The organism is Brachybacterium sp. B718/18 (assembly GCF_055454375.1).
On record NZ_JBVDDO010000010.1, the window covers coordinates 24,282 to 39,344 of the forward strand.

At 72.1% G+C, this 15,063-nt stretch carries 12 protein-coding genes; 3 read left to right on the plus strand and 9 right to left on the minus strand.

Annotated features, from left to right (window positions below):
• The first annotated feature begins 180 nt into the window (after window positions 1–180).
• Both ACZCAH_RS13365 and ACZCAH_RS13370 read left to right on the plus strand, forming a co-directional pair.
• On the plus strand, window positions 181–891 hold the full coding sequence (locus ACZCAH_RS13365; RefSeq protein WP_464341541.1) for a hypothetical protein: 711 nt from the start codon (window positions 181–183) through the stop codon (window positions 889–891).
• 260 nt (window positions 892–1,151) lie between these two features.
• Entirely contained in the window at window positions 1,152–2,123 is a 972-nt protein-coding gene (locus ACZCAH_RS13370; RefSeq protein WP_464341542.1) for a hypothetical protein, read from the plus strand.
• Window positions 2,124–2,378: 255 nt separating this feature from the next.
• Here ACZCAH_RS13370 and ACZCAH_RS13375 read toward each other — a convergent pair whose 3' ends face one another.
• From ACZCAH_RS13375 to ACZCAH_RS13395, 5 genes are all read right to left on the minus strand, one after another.
• Window positions 2,379–3,182: an amino acid ABC transporter ATP-binding protein gene (locus tag ACZCAH_RS13375; RefSeq protein ID WP_464341543.1), complete on the minus strand. Its 804-nt coding sequence runs from the start codon at window positions 3,180–3,182 to the stop codon at window positions 2,379–2,381.
• Complete coding sequence (locus ACZCAH_RS13380) at window positions 3,182–4,159, minus strand: amino acid ABC transporter permease (protein WP_464341544.1); 978 nt, start codon at window positions 4,157–4,159, stop codon at window positions 3,182–3,184. Before ACZCAH_RS13380 ends, ACZCAH_RS13375 begins: the two co-directional genes overlap by 1 nt.
• On the minus strand, window positions 4,156–5,088 hold the full coding sequence (locus ACZCAH_RS13385; protein WP_464341545.1) for an ABC transporter substrate-binding protein: 933 nt from the start codon (window positions 5,086–5,088) through the stop codon (window positions 4,156–4,158). The genes ACZCAH_RS13380 and ACZCAH_RS13385 overlap by 4 nt, the downstream gene beginning before the upstream one ends.
• An 83-nt stretch (window positions 5,089–5,171) precedes the next feature.
• Entirely contained in the window at window positions 5,172–7,199 is a 2,028-nt protein-coding gene (locus ACZCAH_RS13390; RefSeq protein ID WP_464341546.1) for an ABC transporter ATP-binding protein, read from the minus strand.
• The gene (locus tag ACZCAH_RS13395; protein ID WP_464341547.1) at window positions 7,199–8,935 is read right to left on the minus strand and encodes an ABC transporter ATP-binding protein; all 1,737 of its coding nucleotides are present in this window, start codon (window positions 8,933–8,935) and stop codon (window positions 7,199–7,201) included. Before ACZCAH_RS13395 ends, ACZCAH_RS13390 begins: the two co-directional genes overlap by 1 nt.
• Before the next feature lie 119 nt (window positions 8,936–9,054).
• Between ACZCAH_RS13395 and ACZCAH_RS13400 the strand changes: the two genes are divergently transcribed.
• A complete protein-coding gene (locus ACZCAH_RS13400; protein WP_464341548.1) occupies window positions 9,055–9,684 on the plus strand; it encodes a DUF6318 family protein in 630 nt (209 codons plus the stop codon).
• 10 nt (window positions 9,685–9,694) lie between these two features.
• Here the strand turns inward: ACZCAH_RS13400 and ACZCAH_RS13405 are convergent, their stop codons facing one another.
• From ACZCAH_RS13405 to ACZCAH_RS13420, 4 genes are read right to left on the minus strand one after another with little or no spacing between them, the layout of a single operon-like run.
• On the minus strand, window positions 9,695–10,501 hold the full coding sequence (locus tag ACZCAH_RS13405; RefSeq protein ID WP_464341549.1) for a class I SAM-dependent methyltransferase: 807 nt from the start codon (window positions 10,499–10,501) through the stop codon (window positions 9,695–9,697).
• 17 nt (window positions 10,502–10,518) lie between these two features.
• A complete protein-coding gene (locus tag ACZCAH_RS13410; protein WP_464341550.1) occupies window positions 10,519–12,393 on the minus strand; it encodes an ABC transporter ATP-binding protein in 1,875 nt (624 codons plus the stop codon).
• Window positions 12,390–14,375, minus strand: coding sequence for an ABC transporter ATP-binding protein (locus tag ACZCAH_RS13415; protein WP_464341551.1), 1,986 nt, complete (start codon window positions 14,373–14,375; stop codon window positions 12,390–12,392). The genes ACZCAH_RS13410 and ACZCAH_RS13415 overlap by 4 nt, the downstream gene beginning before the upstream one ends.
• Window positions 14,372–14,884, minus strand: coding sequence for a DUF456 domain-containing protein (locus ACZCAH_RS13420; protein ID WP_464341552.1), 513 nt, complete (start codon window positions 14,882–14,884; stop codon window positions 14,372–14,374). Before ACZCAH_RS13420 ends, ACZCAH_RS13415 begins: the two co-directional genes overlap by 4 nt.
• Between the last annotated feature and the right edge of the window lie 179 nt (window positions 14,885–15,063).

Consider the following 15,063-nt stretch of genomic DNA (forward strand, 5'->3'; position numbering starts at 1 on the left):
CTGAGCGGCGTCCAGGTCACGCTGGGCGCGGAGTTCCAGCAGCTGCGGATCCCGCGCCGCCCTGGCTCGGCTCGGCACTGCCCTGCTGCGGACCGCGCCGCGCCGGTGGGTAGTCCTCCCCATCGCGACCTGGGCAGATGCCACCTAGGCTCGGATGACCGACCACTGGAGGAGGACACGATGTCCCGTTCGATCATCGCCCGAGGCGCCGCCCTCGCCGCCACCGCCGTGCTGGCCCTGACCGCCTGCGGCGCCACCGACGAGGAGCCCGAGCAGCAGCCGGAGCAGGGCGTCGAGCAGGAGCCCGCGGCCGAGGGCGAGGGCGCGGAGGCCGAGGGAGAGTCCGAGGCGGAGTCTGAGGAGGCCGAGGCGGAGGAGTCCGAGTCCGGTGAGGCTGCGGGCGAGGAGTCCGAGGAGAGCGCGTCCGGCGCCGGGGCCGTCGCCGAGGGGACGGTCACCGAGATCGGCACCGAGCTCACCGACCCCGACACCGGCGACGTCGTCACCATCGTCTCCGCCTCGCGGAACATGCCCACCGAGTACTACCTGGCCAACGACAACCCCGACGGGGAGATGATCTACCTCGAGGTGAAGGTGGTCCCCGGGGAGCAGTACGGCGGCGTCGTGAGCCAGCAGGACTTCGTCCTCGACGACGGCGGCGAGGAGGTCAACTACGCCTCCACCGCGGATGACGAGCTGACGGCCGCGGGCTTCGAGTACTTCGACGGCGCGCCCCGACGCGATGGCGAGGCCACCGGCTTCATCCCGATCTACCTCGAGCAGACCGGTGAGACCCTCAAGGGCGCCTACATCCGGCCGGAGACCGAGATCCTCGGCGAGGACACCTCGATCCCGGAGTTCCGCGGCGAGTTCGAGATCCCCGCCGCCTGACGGTCTGCACGGGGGATCTCGCGGTCCCCTGCTGGAACTCCGCGCCAGGCGTGACCTCAGGCCTTCAGAGGTCTCGAGGTCACGCCTGGCGCGGTCTTTCAGCAGCCAGTCAGAGCCGGAGCCAGAGCCAAACCCAGAGCCAGAGCCAGAGCCAGAGCCAGAGCCACTCTCTTCCCTGGACCGTTCCTCCCCACCGCGCCTCCGTCCCCAACTCCTCCGCCCCGAAGGCGCTGAGCGGCCGGCCCCGGCACGGTGAGCGGATGTACTCGTCGAGTGACCTGATCCTGCCCGCTGATGCCCGGCCCCGGCTCCGTCCCGTCCGGGCACCCCGCCGCATCCTCCACCTCTCCTCCGCCGACACCGGGCTGATCAACCGGACGGAGATGCTGGCCCGCGGCGAGACCGATGCCTCGATCCGGGCGGCGGTCCGCGACGGCATCCTCCGCCGCGTCGCCCGAGGGTGGTACGCCCTCGACGGTGCCGAGCCCCGGACGGTCGCGCCGCTCCGCCACGGCCATCGCCTGACCTGCATCAGCGTGACCCCGATGCACGGCCTGTGGACTCCGCATGGCGACAGCTCGGCCCGTCCCGGCCAGTCGATCTCCCGCCTGCACGTCTATCGGTACCAGGACACCCGCAGCACCCCGTCGAGGATGGCCGGGCATCCCACGCCGCACCGCGGCTGGCCCGAGCCGGACCCGGTGGCCTCGCTCCCCCTCGCCCTCGAGCACGCGATGCGCTGCCAGGATGGCGAGACGGCGGCGATCCTCCTCGAGTCCGCGATGGCGCAGGGCCTGCTCGGCCCCGTGGAGGTGACAGTACTGCTGACCGCCGCCCCCGCCGCCGTCCGCTCCCGGATCGGCCGCCTCTCGACCGCGAGCGACTCGGGATCGGAGACCCGGGTGGTGCGCTGGCTGCGGCGCCGCGGATTCACCGTCGAGCAGCAGGTGTACCTCGACGGTGTCGGGTACCTCGACGCCTACGTCGGCGGGATCTTCCTGGAGATCGACGGTCGCGGGCCCCACACCGCGCAGGAGGTCTTCGAGGCCGACCGCGCCCGCGACCTCACGGCGACGTCTCTCGGGCTGCAGGTCCTGCGCATCAGCTACCAGCAGGTCTGGCTCGACTGGCCCCGCACGCAGCGGAAGATCCTCGCCGCGATCCGGGAGGTCGGACCGTTCGGCCGGGCCAAGGTCCGGGCGCTGGCCGGTCAGCGGCCGGCCGCCGCCTGATCTGCCGGCCCGCGCGGTCCGCAGCTGCTGAAACTCCGCGCGTGGCGTGACCTCACGGGCCCTGGGGCGCTGAGCTCACGCAGCGTGCGGAGTTTCAGCAGCGGGGCGAGCGGGGGCAGGGTGGAGCGGCGGACGGGGCGGGGGCAGCGGGGCGGGCGGGGGCAGGGTGAGGCTGGTGGGGCGGGGGCCGACGGGTGGACAGGGCGGGCGGGGGCAGAGCGGGACAGATGGGCACGCCCCGCCCCGCCCCACCCCTCACAGCACCGAGGCGAGGAAGCCCTTCAGGCGGTCCGACTGCGGGTGGTCGATGACCTGCTCCGGGGTGCCCTGCTCGAGGATCCGGCCCTCGTCCATGAACACGACCCGGTCGGCGACCTCGCGGGCGAAGCCCATCTCGTGGGTCACCACGATCATGGTCATGCCGCCCTCGGCGAGCTCCTTCAGTACGGCGAGAACCTCGGCCACCAGCTCGGGGTCCAGGGCGGAGGTGGGCTCGTCGAAGAGCATCAGCTCGGGCTCCATGGCCAGCGCCCGGGCGATCGCCACCCGCTGCTGCTGGCCGCCGGAGAGCTCCGCGGGGTAGTGGTCGGCGCGGTCCGCGAGGCCCACCCGCCCGAGCAGGCCGAGAGCCGCTTCGCGGGCCTGCGTGGTGCTGCGGCCCCGCACCTGCACCGGTGCCTCCATGACGTTCTGCAGCGCCGTCATGTGCGGGAACAGGTGGAAGCGCTGGAACACCATCCCGATGCGGGAGCGCTGCTGGGCTATGCGCGCCGAGGTGAGCTTCTGCCAGCGTCCGTCGGGCAGCGGCTCGGACTCGTAGCCCTGCACGACCCCGTCGATGAGCACCCGCCCGGCGGTCGGCTCCTCGAGCTGGTTGATGCAGCGCAGCAGGGTGGACTTGCCGGAGCCGGAGGGCCCGATGAGCACGGCGACCTCCCCGGCGGCGACGGACAGATCGCAGCCCTGGAGCACGTGCAGGTCGCCGAAGGCCTTGTGGATGCCCTCGAGGCGGATCAGGGCAGGGGCGGGCGCGCCGTCCGTGGTGTCCTCGGTCGTCATCACAGCTCCACCTCCGGGAGGGAGTCCTTGGGGGTCGTGCCGGCGCGGTTCACGGCGGCCTGGCGGGAGCGGCGGCCGGTCGCGGGGGCGCCGGGGCGGTCATCGAAGCCGCGGCCGAAGTACCGCTCGAGGAAGTGCTGCCCCACCATCAGCACCGAGGTGATCGCGAGATACCAGATCGCGGCGACGAGCAGCAGCGGGATCGGCGCGTACAGCTTGTTGGCGATCGCGTTGGTGGCGAAGGTGAGGTCGAGGGTGAAGGGCACCGCGAGCACGAGCGAGGTGGTCTTCAGCATGCCGATGGTCTCGTTCCCGAGCGGCGGCACGATCACCCGCATGGCCTGCGGGAGGATGATCCGCCGCAGGATCCGGCCGGGCCGCATGCCGAGCGCCTTGGACGCCTCGGTCTGGCCCTTGTCGACGGAGTTCAGGCCGGAGCGGAAGATCTCGGCGAGATAGGCGCCCTCGTTGAGGCCGAGCCCCACCACCGCCGCCCAGAAGGCGGGGAAGTAGTCGCGGGTCTCGAGGGCGAAGAGCTCCGGCCCGAAGGGGACGCCGAGCGCGATCTTGGGGACGATCACGGTGAACAGGCCCCAGAACACGAGCTGGGTGTACACCGGGGTGCCGCGGAAGACGAAGATGTACGCCCAGCTCACGCCGCGCAGCACGGGGTTCTCGCTGCGGCGCGCGATCGCCGCGGCGAGGGCGACGACGGTGCCGAGCACCATCGAGAGCACCGTGATCAGCAGCGTCCAGCCGACGCCCTGCACCACCTTCACGTCGAGGATGTAGGCGGCGACGGTGCCCCAGTCGAAGACCGGGTTGGTGACCAGGAAGTTCGCCAGCGCGAGGGCGAGCAGGCCGACGACCACGGCGCTGATCCAGGTGCCGGGGCGCGGCGGCCGCTTGGCGCGGATCCGTCCCGGGATCGGGTCGGCGTCGTGGCCGACGGGGGGTGAGGTCTGTGCGGTGCTCACTGCTGCGGGTCCACTTCCGAGGTCTCGATCATGCCGTTCTCGTTTCCCCAGGCCGCGAGGATCTCGCGGAGGGCGCCGGTGTCGATCAGGTGCTGGACGGCACCGCGGATCGCCTCGGCCAGCTCGGGCTGGTCCCGGGCGACGACGATGCCGTTGAGGGCGGCGTCCTCGATCTCGCCCACCGGTTCGAGGGTGCCGCGCGAGCGGTCCACGGCGTAGGCGACGACGGGCGAGTCGCCGATGAGGACGTCGGCCTTGCCGCCCGCGACCGCGGTCGCGGCGTCGGCGTTGCCGACGTAGGGCTGGTCGATGATCCCGGCCCCGCCGCCGTCGCGGCACTCCCCGTCGCGCTCGACGACGACGTCGTCCATGTAGGTGCCGACCTGGTGGGCGACGCGGCTGCCGCACAGGTCGGGCGGAGTGATGTCGTAGGGGTTGCCCCGCCGGACGGCGTAGCTCATGCCCGCGGCGAAGTAGGACACCATCGAGACCTGCTCGAGCCGCTCGGGGTTGATGGTGAAGCTCGAGATGCCCACGTCGTACTTCGCCCCGATCGACGGGATGATCTGCGCGAACACCGCGGACTCGGTGCGGGTCGACAGGCCCAGGACCTTGCCGATGGCGGCGAGGATGTCCATGTCGTAGCCGACGGCCTCCCCGTCGGAGCCGACGAACTCCCCGGGCGCGTAGTTCAGCGCGGCGCCGTTGACGAGCTCGCCCCGCTCGCGGATCTCGTCCGGGACGAGGGCGGCGAGGTCGCTCTGCTCCTCGATCCCGGTCAGGTCGATCTCGGGGATCGCGTTCGACTCCTCGTCGAGGCGGACCGAGGCGTCGGTGCAGGCGGCGAGGGCGGGCGCGAGGGCCGCCCCGCCGAGGGCGACCGGCAGCGCGCGCAGCAGGGTGCGCCGACGGGGCTGAGTGCGAATCACGCATGGAAGCTTATGCACTCCGGTGAATGAGTGCGAAATCCATGAGGCGTGGACCTCACCGGGACTCTCCGCGCGGCGGAGCGTCAGTCCGCCGCCTGTGCCCCTCCCGCGAGCTCCCCCTCCGCGTCCAGGTCCACGCTCGCGCCCTCGAACTGCGAGCGGTACAGCCGCGCATAGGCGCCGTCGGCCTCGAGCAGCTGCTCGTGGGTGCCCTGCTCGACGATGTCCCCGGACTCCATCACCAGGATCAGGTCCGCGTCGCGGATGGTGGAGAGGCGGTGGGCGATGACGAAGCTGGTGCGGCCCTCGCGCAGCCGGTTCATGGCCTGCTGCACGAGCACCTCGGTGCGGGTGTCGACGGAGCTGGTGGCCTCGTCGAGGATCAGCAGACTGGGCCGGGCCAGGAACGCGCGGGCGATCGTGACCAGCTGCTTCTCGCCCGCGGAGAGCGTGGACTCGTCGTCGTCCACGATCGTGTCGTAGCCCTCGGGGAGCTGCCGCGCGAAGTCGTCGACGTGGGTCGCGCGGGCCGCCTCGAGCACCTCCGCGTCGGTCGCGTCCAGCCGGCCGTAGCGGATGTTCTCCCGCAGGGAGCCCTTGAACAGCCAGGTGTCCTGGAGGACCATGCCGGTGCGCTCGCGCAGCTGGGCGCGGGTGAGGTCGCGGATGTCGGTCCCGTCGATAGTGATCCGGCCGCCGTCGACCTCGTAGAAGCGCATCACGAGGTTCACCAGGGTGGTCTTGCCCGCCCCCGTCGGCCCGACGATCGCGACCGTGTGCCCCGGGTCCGCGACGAGCGAGAGGTCGCGGATCAGCTCCCGCTCGGGGCTGTAGGAGAAGCGGACGTGCTCGAACTCGACCCGGCCCTCGCCGATCGCGGCGGCGGCGCCCGGCACCTCGGTCTCCGCCTCCTGCTCGTCGGCGTCGAGCAGCTCGAAGACCCGCTCCGCGCTCGCCACGCCGGACTGCAGCATGGTCGCCATCGACGCGACCTGCGAGAGCGGCTGCGTGAACTGGCGCGAGTACTGGATGAAGGCCTGCACGTCGCCGAGGGTCATCTGCCCGGAGACGATCCGCAGCCCGCCGACGATCGCGATGACGACGTAGCTGACATTCCCCACGAACATCATCAGCGGCATGATCAGCGAGGACACGAACTGCGCGCCGAACGTGGCGCGGAACAGCCGGTCGTTGCGCTCCTCGAAGCGGGCGCCGACCTGCTCGCGGCGGCCGAAGACGGTCACCAGCGAGTGGCCGGTGTACGCCTCCTCCACCTCGGCGTTGACCACGCCCGTCGCGTCCCACTGCTGCGCGAACAGCTTCTGGCTGCGGGAGCCGACGAGCCCGGTGACCAGCAGCGCCACCGGGATCACGGCGAGCGCGATGAGCGAGAGCTGCCACGAGATGGTGAGCATCATGATCAGCACGCCGAGCACCGTGAGGATCGAGTTCACGAGGCCCGTCACGGTGTTCATGAGGGTGTTCTGGATGTTGTCGATGTCGTTGGTGACGCGGGAGAGGATCTCGCCGCGCTTCATCCGGTCGAAGTAGGCCAGCGGCAGTCGGTGCAGCTTCTCCTCGACCTCGCGGCGCAGGCGGGAGACCATCCGCACCAGAATCCGGTTCAGCGCGAGTCCCTGCAGCCACATGAACAGGGCCGAGACGATGTACAGCAGCACCGCGAGCAGCAGCACCTGGTGCAGCGCCGAGAAGTCGATGCCCTGCCCGGGGGTGAGGGTCATGCCGGAGAGCATGTCCGCGTACTGCTCCTGGCCCTCGGCGCGCAGCTGGGCGATGACCTGCTCGGGGTCGGCGCCCGCGGGGAGGGTGCGGGAGATCAGGCCGGTGAAGATGAGGTCGGTGGCGCGGCCGAGAATCTTCGGTCCCACCACGGACAGCACCACGGAGATGACGCCGAGGCCGATCGCGGCGAGGAGGTAGGGCCGCTCGGGCCCCATCTCGCCGAGCAGCCGCTTCGCGGAGGGCCAGAAGTTCTTCGCGGACTGGCCGGGGCGCAGCCCGCGCTGGGCGTCCTTCTCCGCGGCGATCTCGTCGGCAGGGCTGGTCTCGGTGGGGCTGGTCTCGACGGGGGTCGTCTCGTCGGTGCTCATCACGCGACCTCCTCCTCGACGCCCTGGGAGCGCACGATCTCGCGGTATGTCTCGGAGCTCTCGAGGAGCTCGGTGTGGGTGCCCTGGGCGACGACCCGGCCGTTGTCGAGCACCAGGATCAGGTCGGCGCCGACGATGGTGGTGACGCGCTGGGCGACGATCAGCACGAGCGCGTCCTCCGTCTCGGGGGCCAGCGCCGCGCGCAGCCGCGCATCGGTGGTGAGGTCGAGCGCGCTGAAGGAGTCGTCGAAGAGGAACAGCGAGGGCTTCGCCGCGAGGGCCCGGGCGATGCACAGCCGCTGGCGCTGACCGCCGGAGACGTTGGTGCCGCCCTGCGCGATCGGGGACTCCAGCTGCTGCGGCATGGCGGCCACGAAGTCGCGGCCCTGGGCGACGGTGAGGGCGTGCCACAGCTCCTGCTCGTCGGCGTCCGGGCGGCCGAAGCGGAGGTTGCTCGCGACGGTGCCGGAGAACAGGTAGGGCCGCTGCGGGACGAGGCCCACGCGGTCCCAGAGCACGCGGGCGTCGAGTTCGCGCACGTCGTGGCCGTTCAGCAGCACCCGCCCCTCGGTCGCGTCCATGAGCCGCGGGACGAGGTTCAGCAGGGTGGTCTTGCCGGCGCCGGTGCCGCCGATGATCGCGACGGTCTGCCCCGCGCGGGCGGTGAAGGAGACGTCCTCGAGGACGGGCCGCTCGGCGCCGGGGTAGGTGAAGGAGACGCTGTCGAAGCTGAGCTCGATCGGCCCCTCGATCTCGCGCACCCCGTCGGTGCGCTGGACGACGGAGGTCTCGGTGCCGAGCACGGCGCTGATGCGCTCGGCGGAGACCATCGCGCGCGGGATCATCATCGTCATGAAGGTCGCCATCATCACCGCGATGAGGATCTGCATCAGGTAGGCGATGAAGGCGGTGATCGAGCCGACCTCCATCTGGCCGGCGTCGATGCGCGGCGCGGCGACCAGCAGCACCAGCACGCTGGAGATGTTGAGCAGGAACATGATGATCGGGTTGATGAGGATCATCAGCAGGCCGATGCGGCGGTTCAGCTCGGTCAGCTCGTGGTTGACCTCGCCGTAGCGCTCCCGCTCGCGGTCCTCGCGCACGAAGGCGCGCAGCACGCGGATGCCGGTGATCTGCTCGCGCAGCACGCCGTTGATGTCGTCGATCCGACCCTGCATCTGCTTGAACAGCGGGGCGGCCCGCAGGATGAGGGTGCCGACGGCGACCAGCATGACCGGCACCATCACGGCGATCAGCCACGCCATCCCCGGCTCGACCCGCAGTGCCAGGACCACGCCGCCGATGCCGGTGACCGGGGCCTGGACCAGCATGTTGAGGGTGAAGAACACCAGCATCTGGACCTGCTGGACGTCGTTCGTGGACCGGGTGACGAGGGACGGCGTGCCGAACTCCGCCATCTCCCGCGGGGAGAACGAGGAGACCCGGTCGAAGACCTGCGAGCGCAGGTCCTGCCCGACGCGCATCGCCGAGCGGGCGGCGAAGTAGTTCGCGGTGATCAGCGCGATGATGTTCCCCAGCGAGATCAGCAGCATCAGCCGGCCGAGCTCCCAGATCACGTCGACGTCCGCCTGGGCGACGCCGTCGTCGATGATGTCGGCGTTGAGCGTGGGCAGGTAGAGCGCTGCCACGACGCCGCCGATCTGGAAGAGCACCACGAGGGCGATCCAGAGCCAGTAGGGCCTCACGGCGCGCAGCGCCAGACGCAGCAGGGTCACGATGCTCCTTCCGGGGCGCCGGCCGACCGGCCGCGCACTCGCAGCAGGGTAGTCCTCCATCGTGGGAAGGTCCTCAGGTTCTCGACGGGTGTCCGGGGCGGTGATCTACCGTGGTCGCCGTGAACCGTCCCGCTCAGCGCATCCTGCTCGTCGTGCTCGCTCTCGTGCTCCTCATCCCCGTCGGGGTGATGGGGCTCGGCGGAGTGCTCGGCGGTGGGGACGAGGGGACGGGGGACGCGGCGCCGGAGACCGTGATCGCGGAGGAGCGGCCGACGGTGGATCCCGCCGAGCAGCCGATCCGCCCCTCGCTGCCTCGCCCGGAGGAGCCGGCCGGGATGACGGAGCAGAGCGCGGCGGGGGCCGAGGCCACGCTCACCTACGTGCTCGAGTCCTACGCGTACATGATGAGCAGCGGCGACATCTCCGTGTGGGAGAACTCGGTGGACCCGAACTGCTCGGTCTGCACGACCTTCCTCGCCAATGCGGAGACCCTCGCCGCGCAGGGCGGCTACCTCGTGGACGGCGAGTTCACGGTCCACGGGACGAGCTTCACCGGCACCGGGGAGCCGCCCGCGACGGGCGAGGTCACGGCGGACTTCTCGCAGGAGGCGTCGATCCTGGTGGACGACCCCACGCTGCAGGCCAACGAGCTCGAGGCGGTCTCCGGGCAGCTCATCGCGCAGGTCGCCTGGGACGGCGAGCGCTGGCGCATCACCGACATGTCCATCGCCCCCGACGCGGCGGAGTGACGCGGCCCGCTCACCCGACTCGGTACAGGAACAGGTCGGTCCGGTAGGGCACGCCGACGGTGGCTCCGCGCGGGTGGCCGAGGTGGTCGTGGAGGTACCAGTCGAGGTTCGCGAGCACCGTGGCGCGCCGCTCCTCGGGGGCGGTGATGACGTAGCTGCGAGTGCGGGCGAGGTCGATGACGTCCTGGGTGGGCATCGGGTCCTCCCACACGTGGGCGGCGCGGTGGATCCGGCGCAGTCCCGCGCCGACCTCGGGCTCGAACTCCTCCCGGTGGATGTCGCCCGCGTGCATGATGCGGCTGAGACGGTGCACCCAGGGGATCGTCACGTCGAGCATGTTCCAGACCAGGGCGAGCACGCCGCCGGGCGCGAGCAGCCGCACCGCCTCGGCCGACGCCGCGGGGGCGTCGAACCAGTGCCAGGCCTGGGCGACGGTGACCAGCTCGGCCGATGCCGCGGGCAGCCCGGTCGCCTCGGCCGGGGCGAGGTGCGTCCGCAGCCGTCCCTCGGGGCCGCGTCGACAGGCGGTCTCGAGCATCGCCGCGCTCGTGTCGACGGCGGTGACCTCGAGCCCCCGCTCGGCGAGCGCCCAGGACAGCTTCCCGGTCCCCGCCCCGAGGTCGATCGCGCGCAGCGTCCCGGCGGCCCCGTCGGCCCCCGCGGGCAGCGCCGCGAGCATCTCGTCGAGCGCGGATGCGGGGTAGCCGGGGCGGAGCCGGTCGTAGTCCTCGCCCTGCTCGGCGAACGCCCCGGCCAGCACGCTCTTGCGCTCGGCGCTGCCGAAGCGCGGGGCGTCGCGGGAGGAGATCGGGGGCACTGCCTCCCGCCCCGGGCTCACCGCGCTTCCCGGTGCGCGACCCAGGAGCGGTGCAGTCCCGCGTAGATCCCGCCGGGGAGTGCGACGAGCTCGGCGTGGGTGCCGTGCTCGACGAGGTGCCCGCCGTCCAGGACCATGATCCGGTCGGCCCGCTCGGCGGTGGAGAGGCGGTGCGCGATGGTGATCGTGGTGCGGCCGCGGGCGAGGCCGTCGATGGCCTGCGCGAGGCGGACGTCGGCCGCGGGGTCGACGGCGCTGGTCGCCTCGTCGAGGACGATGACGTCGGGGTCGGCGAGATAGGCGCGGGCGAGCGCCACGAGCTGCCGCTCCCCGGCGCTGAGCGACTCGCCGCGCTGGCCGACGGGGGTGTCGAGGCCGTCGGGCAGCTCGGCCGCCCAGGCGTCGAGCCCCAGCTCGGCGAGGGCCGCGAGCATCTCCTCCTCCGTCGCCTCCGGCCGGCCGTAGCGCAGGTTCCCGCCGACGGTGGTGTCGAAGAGGAAGCCCTCCTGCGGCACCATGATCACCCGCGTGCGCAGGGAGGCGTAGGGCACCGAGTTCAGCGGCACCCCGCCCACCTCGATCGTCCCGGAGGCGGGGTCCATCATGCGGGTGAGCAGCTTGGCGAAGGTGGTCTTGCCGGAGCCGGTCTCGCCCACGATCGCGATGCGGGAACGGGCGGGGATGTCGACGTCGACGCCGTGGATCACCTCGGGACCGGTCGGGTAGCGGTAGCGGAGCGCGCGCACGGAGATGTCGAGCGGCCCGTCGGGCAGCGGCGTCGCGCCGGGGACGGGCGCGGAGCGGCGCCCGGTGTGCGGGTCCATGGAGCCTGCGGGGTCGGCGACGTCGGCCGGGGTGTCGAGCACGCCGAGCACGCGCCGCCAGCCGGCCACCGCGTTCTGCGCTTCGGAGAGCATCTCGATGCCCATGCGGACGGGCTGGCTGAACAGCGACACGAGGAACACGAAGGCGATGACGCCGCCCGCGGTGAGGTCGGCGCCGGGCAGGTCGAGGCCGAGCGCCCCGGTGCCGAGGAGGATGCCGACGACGACCACGACGGCGGTCGCGAGCCCGTCGGCCGTCTCCGAGAGGAAGAACGAGGCGGACTGCGGTCGCAGCACCGAGAACTGGGCGTCGCGCACGCTGCCGATCCGCTCCTGCTGGGCGCGGCGGGTGCGTTCCTCCGTGCCGTAGGCGCGCACGGTCGCGGCGCCCACGAGGGACTCGGAGACGGCGCCGAGCATGCCGCCGACCCGCGTACGGACCTCCTGGTAGCGGGCCCGGATCCGCTTCTGCAGGGCGCCCATGATCAGCAGGATCGGCAGGTAGCAGATCCACACGGCGAGCGCGAGCGGCCACGAGTACGCGACCATCACCCCGGTGGCCAGCAGCAGCTGGAAGCTCATCACCACGAGCATGATCCCGCCGAAGCTCATGAACTGGCTGACGGTGTCGACGTCGCTGGTCACGCGCGAGACGAGGGCGCCGCGCTGCTCGGTGCCCTGGGTGAGCAGGGAGAGGTCGTGGATGTGGCGGAAGGCGCGGGTGCGCAGGGTCGCGAGCGAGGTCTCGGCGAGGCGGAACAGGCGCCGGTTCATGAGCATGTTGCAGCTCGCGGTGACCAGCAGGACGAGGGCGGCGAGGCCCGCGGCGGAGGCGACGAAGGGCAGGTCGGGCCGCTCCGGCGCGATGATGCCGCGGTCGAGGATGGACTGCACCGCGATCGGCACGACCACCTTGCCGGCGGTCGCGATGACGGCGAGCAGCAGGGTGATCCACAGCCCGCGCAGCAGCTCGGGGGTGAGGGCGAGGCCGCGGCGGATCGTGGTCAGCGCGCCCTCGTCGGCCTGGGTCTCGCCGCCGAGACGGGAGGAGGCGGGGGCGGTGCTCATCGGTCGTCCTCCTCGTGGTCGTCGTGGCGGTGCCGCTCCTCAGCGTGCTCCTGGGTGCGGCGCCGGGCGGCGGGCACCGCGAGTGCCGGGTCGGGGCCGTCCGACGGGGGTGGTCCGGAGGCCTCGAGCAGGCTGTGGGAGATGGCGGCCTCGTCGTAGGCGTCGACGAGGGCGCGGTAGCCGGCGCTCCCCGCGCGCAGCTCCTCGTGCGTGCCGGTCGCGGCGACCCGGCCGTGGTCGAGGAAGACGACCTGGTCGGCGAGGGAGATGGTCGACTTGCGGTAGGCGATCAGCAGCAGCGTGGACTCGGTCATCTCGCGGCGGATCCCGTCGAGGATCGCGAGCTCGACGCTCGGGTCGCAGGCGCTGGTGGCGTCGTCGAGGATCAGCAGGCGCGGCCGACGGGCGAGGGCCCGGGCGAGGGCGATGCGCTGGCGCTGGCCGCCGGAGAGGGACCCGCCCCGCTCCCCCAGCTCGGTGTCGAGGCCCTCGGGCAGGGCGTCGACGAAGTCCTCGGCCTGGGCGACGCGCAGCGCCCAGCGCACGGTCTCCTCGTCGATGTCCTCGCCGAGGGTGACGTTCCCGCGCACCGTGTCGTCGAAGACGAAGGCCTGCTGGAGCACGAGCGCGACGTCGGCCGTGAGGGCCTCCGCGGAGAGGGAGCGCAGCTCGGCGCCGTCGAGGCGGATCTCGCCGGAGGTGGGCGGGACCAGACCCGCGGCGAGCAGGGCGAGGGTCGACTTCCCGGAGCCGGTCGCGCCGACGACGGCGAGCACGCGGGTGCCGGCGACGGGGTCCGCGGTGAGGGTCACGTCGTGCAGGGCCTCCGAGGTGCGGGCGGCGGCGGGCCGTTCCGCGCCGCCGCGGCCGAGGATCACCTGGGCGGGGTCGTCGTGGTAGGCGAAGGAGACGTCCTTGAAGGTGAAGCGACCGGGGCCCGCGGGCAGGGCGTCAGGGCCGTACTCGCGGCGCTCGGCGACGTCGAGGATCTGCTGCACGCGGCCGCCGCCGACCACGGTGCGGGAGAGGTCGCCGAGCACCCAGCCGAAGGAGCGGATGGGCAGCGACATCAGCGTGAACAGGTAGGACACCTCGACGAGCTGGCCGGTGGTGAGGTGCCCGTCGCCGATCCGCCACGCGCCGAGGACGGCGATCGCGAGGATGCCGAGGTTGGGGAGGGCGTCGATCGCGGGGTCGAACCAGCCGCGCACATAGCCGAAGCGGATGCCGGTGTCCCGCAGCCGGTGCGCGGAGCGGGTGAAGCGCTGCTCCTCGACGTCCTCGCGGCCGAGCGACTTCACGACGTTCGCGCCGTCGAAGGACTCGTGGGCGATCTCGGCCACCTCGGCGCGCAGCTGCTGGGAGCGCATGGCGAGCGGGGTCGCATAGTGCTGCAGGGCCACGTTCAGCACGATCAGCGCGAGGATCAGCGCGACCATGACCAGCAGGATCACCGGGTCGATGGCGGCGACCACGATCGTCGCGTAGACGAGCAGCACGACGGTGGCCAGCGCGAAGGGGAAGGGCGCCATGGCGAAGAAGGTCGCTTCGACATCGGAGTAGACGGAGCTGAGCAGGGTGCCGGTTGACTGGCGGCGGTGCCACAGCAGCGGCACGCGCGCGTAGACGGCGGTGAGCCGCTCGCGGTAGAGGCGGAAGAGGTCGAACTGGGTGGCGGCGGCGAAGATGCGGCGGGCCATGACGGTCACGGCGCGGGCCACGGCGATGCCGAGGATCGCGAGGCCGCCGGCGACGACGAGGCCGAGCTGCGGCTCGCCCGTCGCGAAGCTCGGCACCACCACGTCCTCGGTGACGCGACCGATGATCGAGCTGGTCGCGATCTGCAGCAGGGCGAAGGCGATCGCGCCGAGGACGGCGAGGGAGAACCAGCCCTTCTGCTCCCAGGAGCCCTTGAGCAGGCGCGCGAGGCCGGGGAGGAGGACGGACGGGCGGCGGGTCGGGGTCGGGTCGGCGGGGGTCATGCGGTGACGAAGTGCCAGACGACGGCGAGCGCGAAGACGATGGTGGAGAGCATGGCGAGGCCGAATTCGATGAGGATCCCGGTGCCGAGGGCCTTGATCGCGACCCAGGCGGAGCTGAGGCCCTGCGACCAGTCCTTCAGGCGCAGCGACTCGGCGATGTACAGGCCCACCAGGAAGCCGACGGGCAGGCCGACGACGGGGATCACGAAGATGCCGACCACGCCCGCCGCGATGCCGACGTAGATCGGCCACATCGGCACCTCGGCCGCGTGGAGCTTCTTCCCGGTGAGGACGTAGCTGGTGACCATCCCGGCCGCGCCGAGCACGAGGACGATCCCGAAGGCGACCCAGCCGGGCGCCCCGCCGACGACGATCGCCCAGATCAGCGTCGCGATGACGAGGGTGATGGTGCCCGGCAGGACGGGCACGATGATCCCCGCGAGGCCCACCACGTAGGCGAGGCCCACGAGGACGGTCACGATGATCTGGACGGTCAGGGAGTCGACCATGGGATGTCCTCCGGGGAGCTGGGGGTGGCCGCGTGCGGACCGGCCGTCCGCGTGATCGTTCACGGGGACGGCGGGGCGGTGTCGTCGGCAGCAGTGGTTCAGGGGTGGCGACCCCGCCACCGGGGCCTCGTCCATCCTATCGGGCGGCCGTCGTGTTCGGCAGGCAGTCGGCCGTGCAC

What these genes read in the sequence shown, in the direction of transcription:
- ACZCAH_RS13365 (WP_464341541.1), top strand. Translation starts at nt 181, where the DNA reads ATGTCCCGTTCGATCATCGCCCGAGGCGCCGCCCTCGCCGCCACCGCC.
- ACZCAH_RS13370 (WP_464341542.1), top strand. Translation starts at nt 1,152, where the DNA reads ATGTACTCGTCGAGTGACCTGATCCTGCCCGCTGATGCCCGGCCCCGG.
- ACZCAH_RS13375 (WP_464341543.1), bottom strand. Translation starts at nt 3,182, where the DNA reads ATGACGACCGAGGACACCACGGACGGCGCGCCCGCCCCTGCCCTGATC.
- ACZCAH_RS13390 (WP_464341546.1), bottom strand. Translation starts at nt 7,199, where the DNA reads ATGAGCACCGACGAGACGACCCCCGTCGAGACCAGCCCCACCGAGACC.
- ACZCAH_RS13410 (WP_464341550.1), bottom strand. Translation starts at nt 12,393, where the DNA reads ATGAGCACCGCCCCCGCCTCCTCCCGTCTCGGCGGCGAGACCCAGGCC.
- ACZCAH_RS13415 (WP_464341551.1), bottom strand. Translation starts at nt 14,375, where the DNA reads ATGACCCCCGCCGACCCGACCCCGACCCGCCGCCCGTCCGTCCTCCTC.
- ACZCAH_RS13420 (WP_464341552.1), bottom strand. Translation starts at nt 14,884, where the DNA reads ATGGTCGACTCCCTGACCGTCCAGATCATCGTGACCGTCCTCGTGGGC.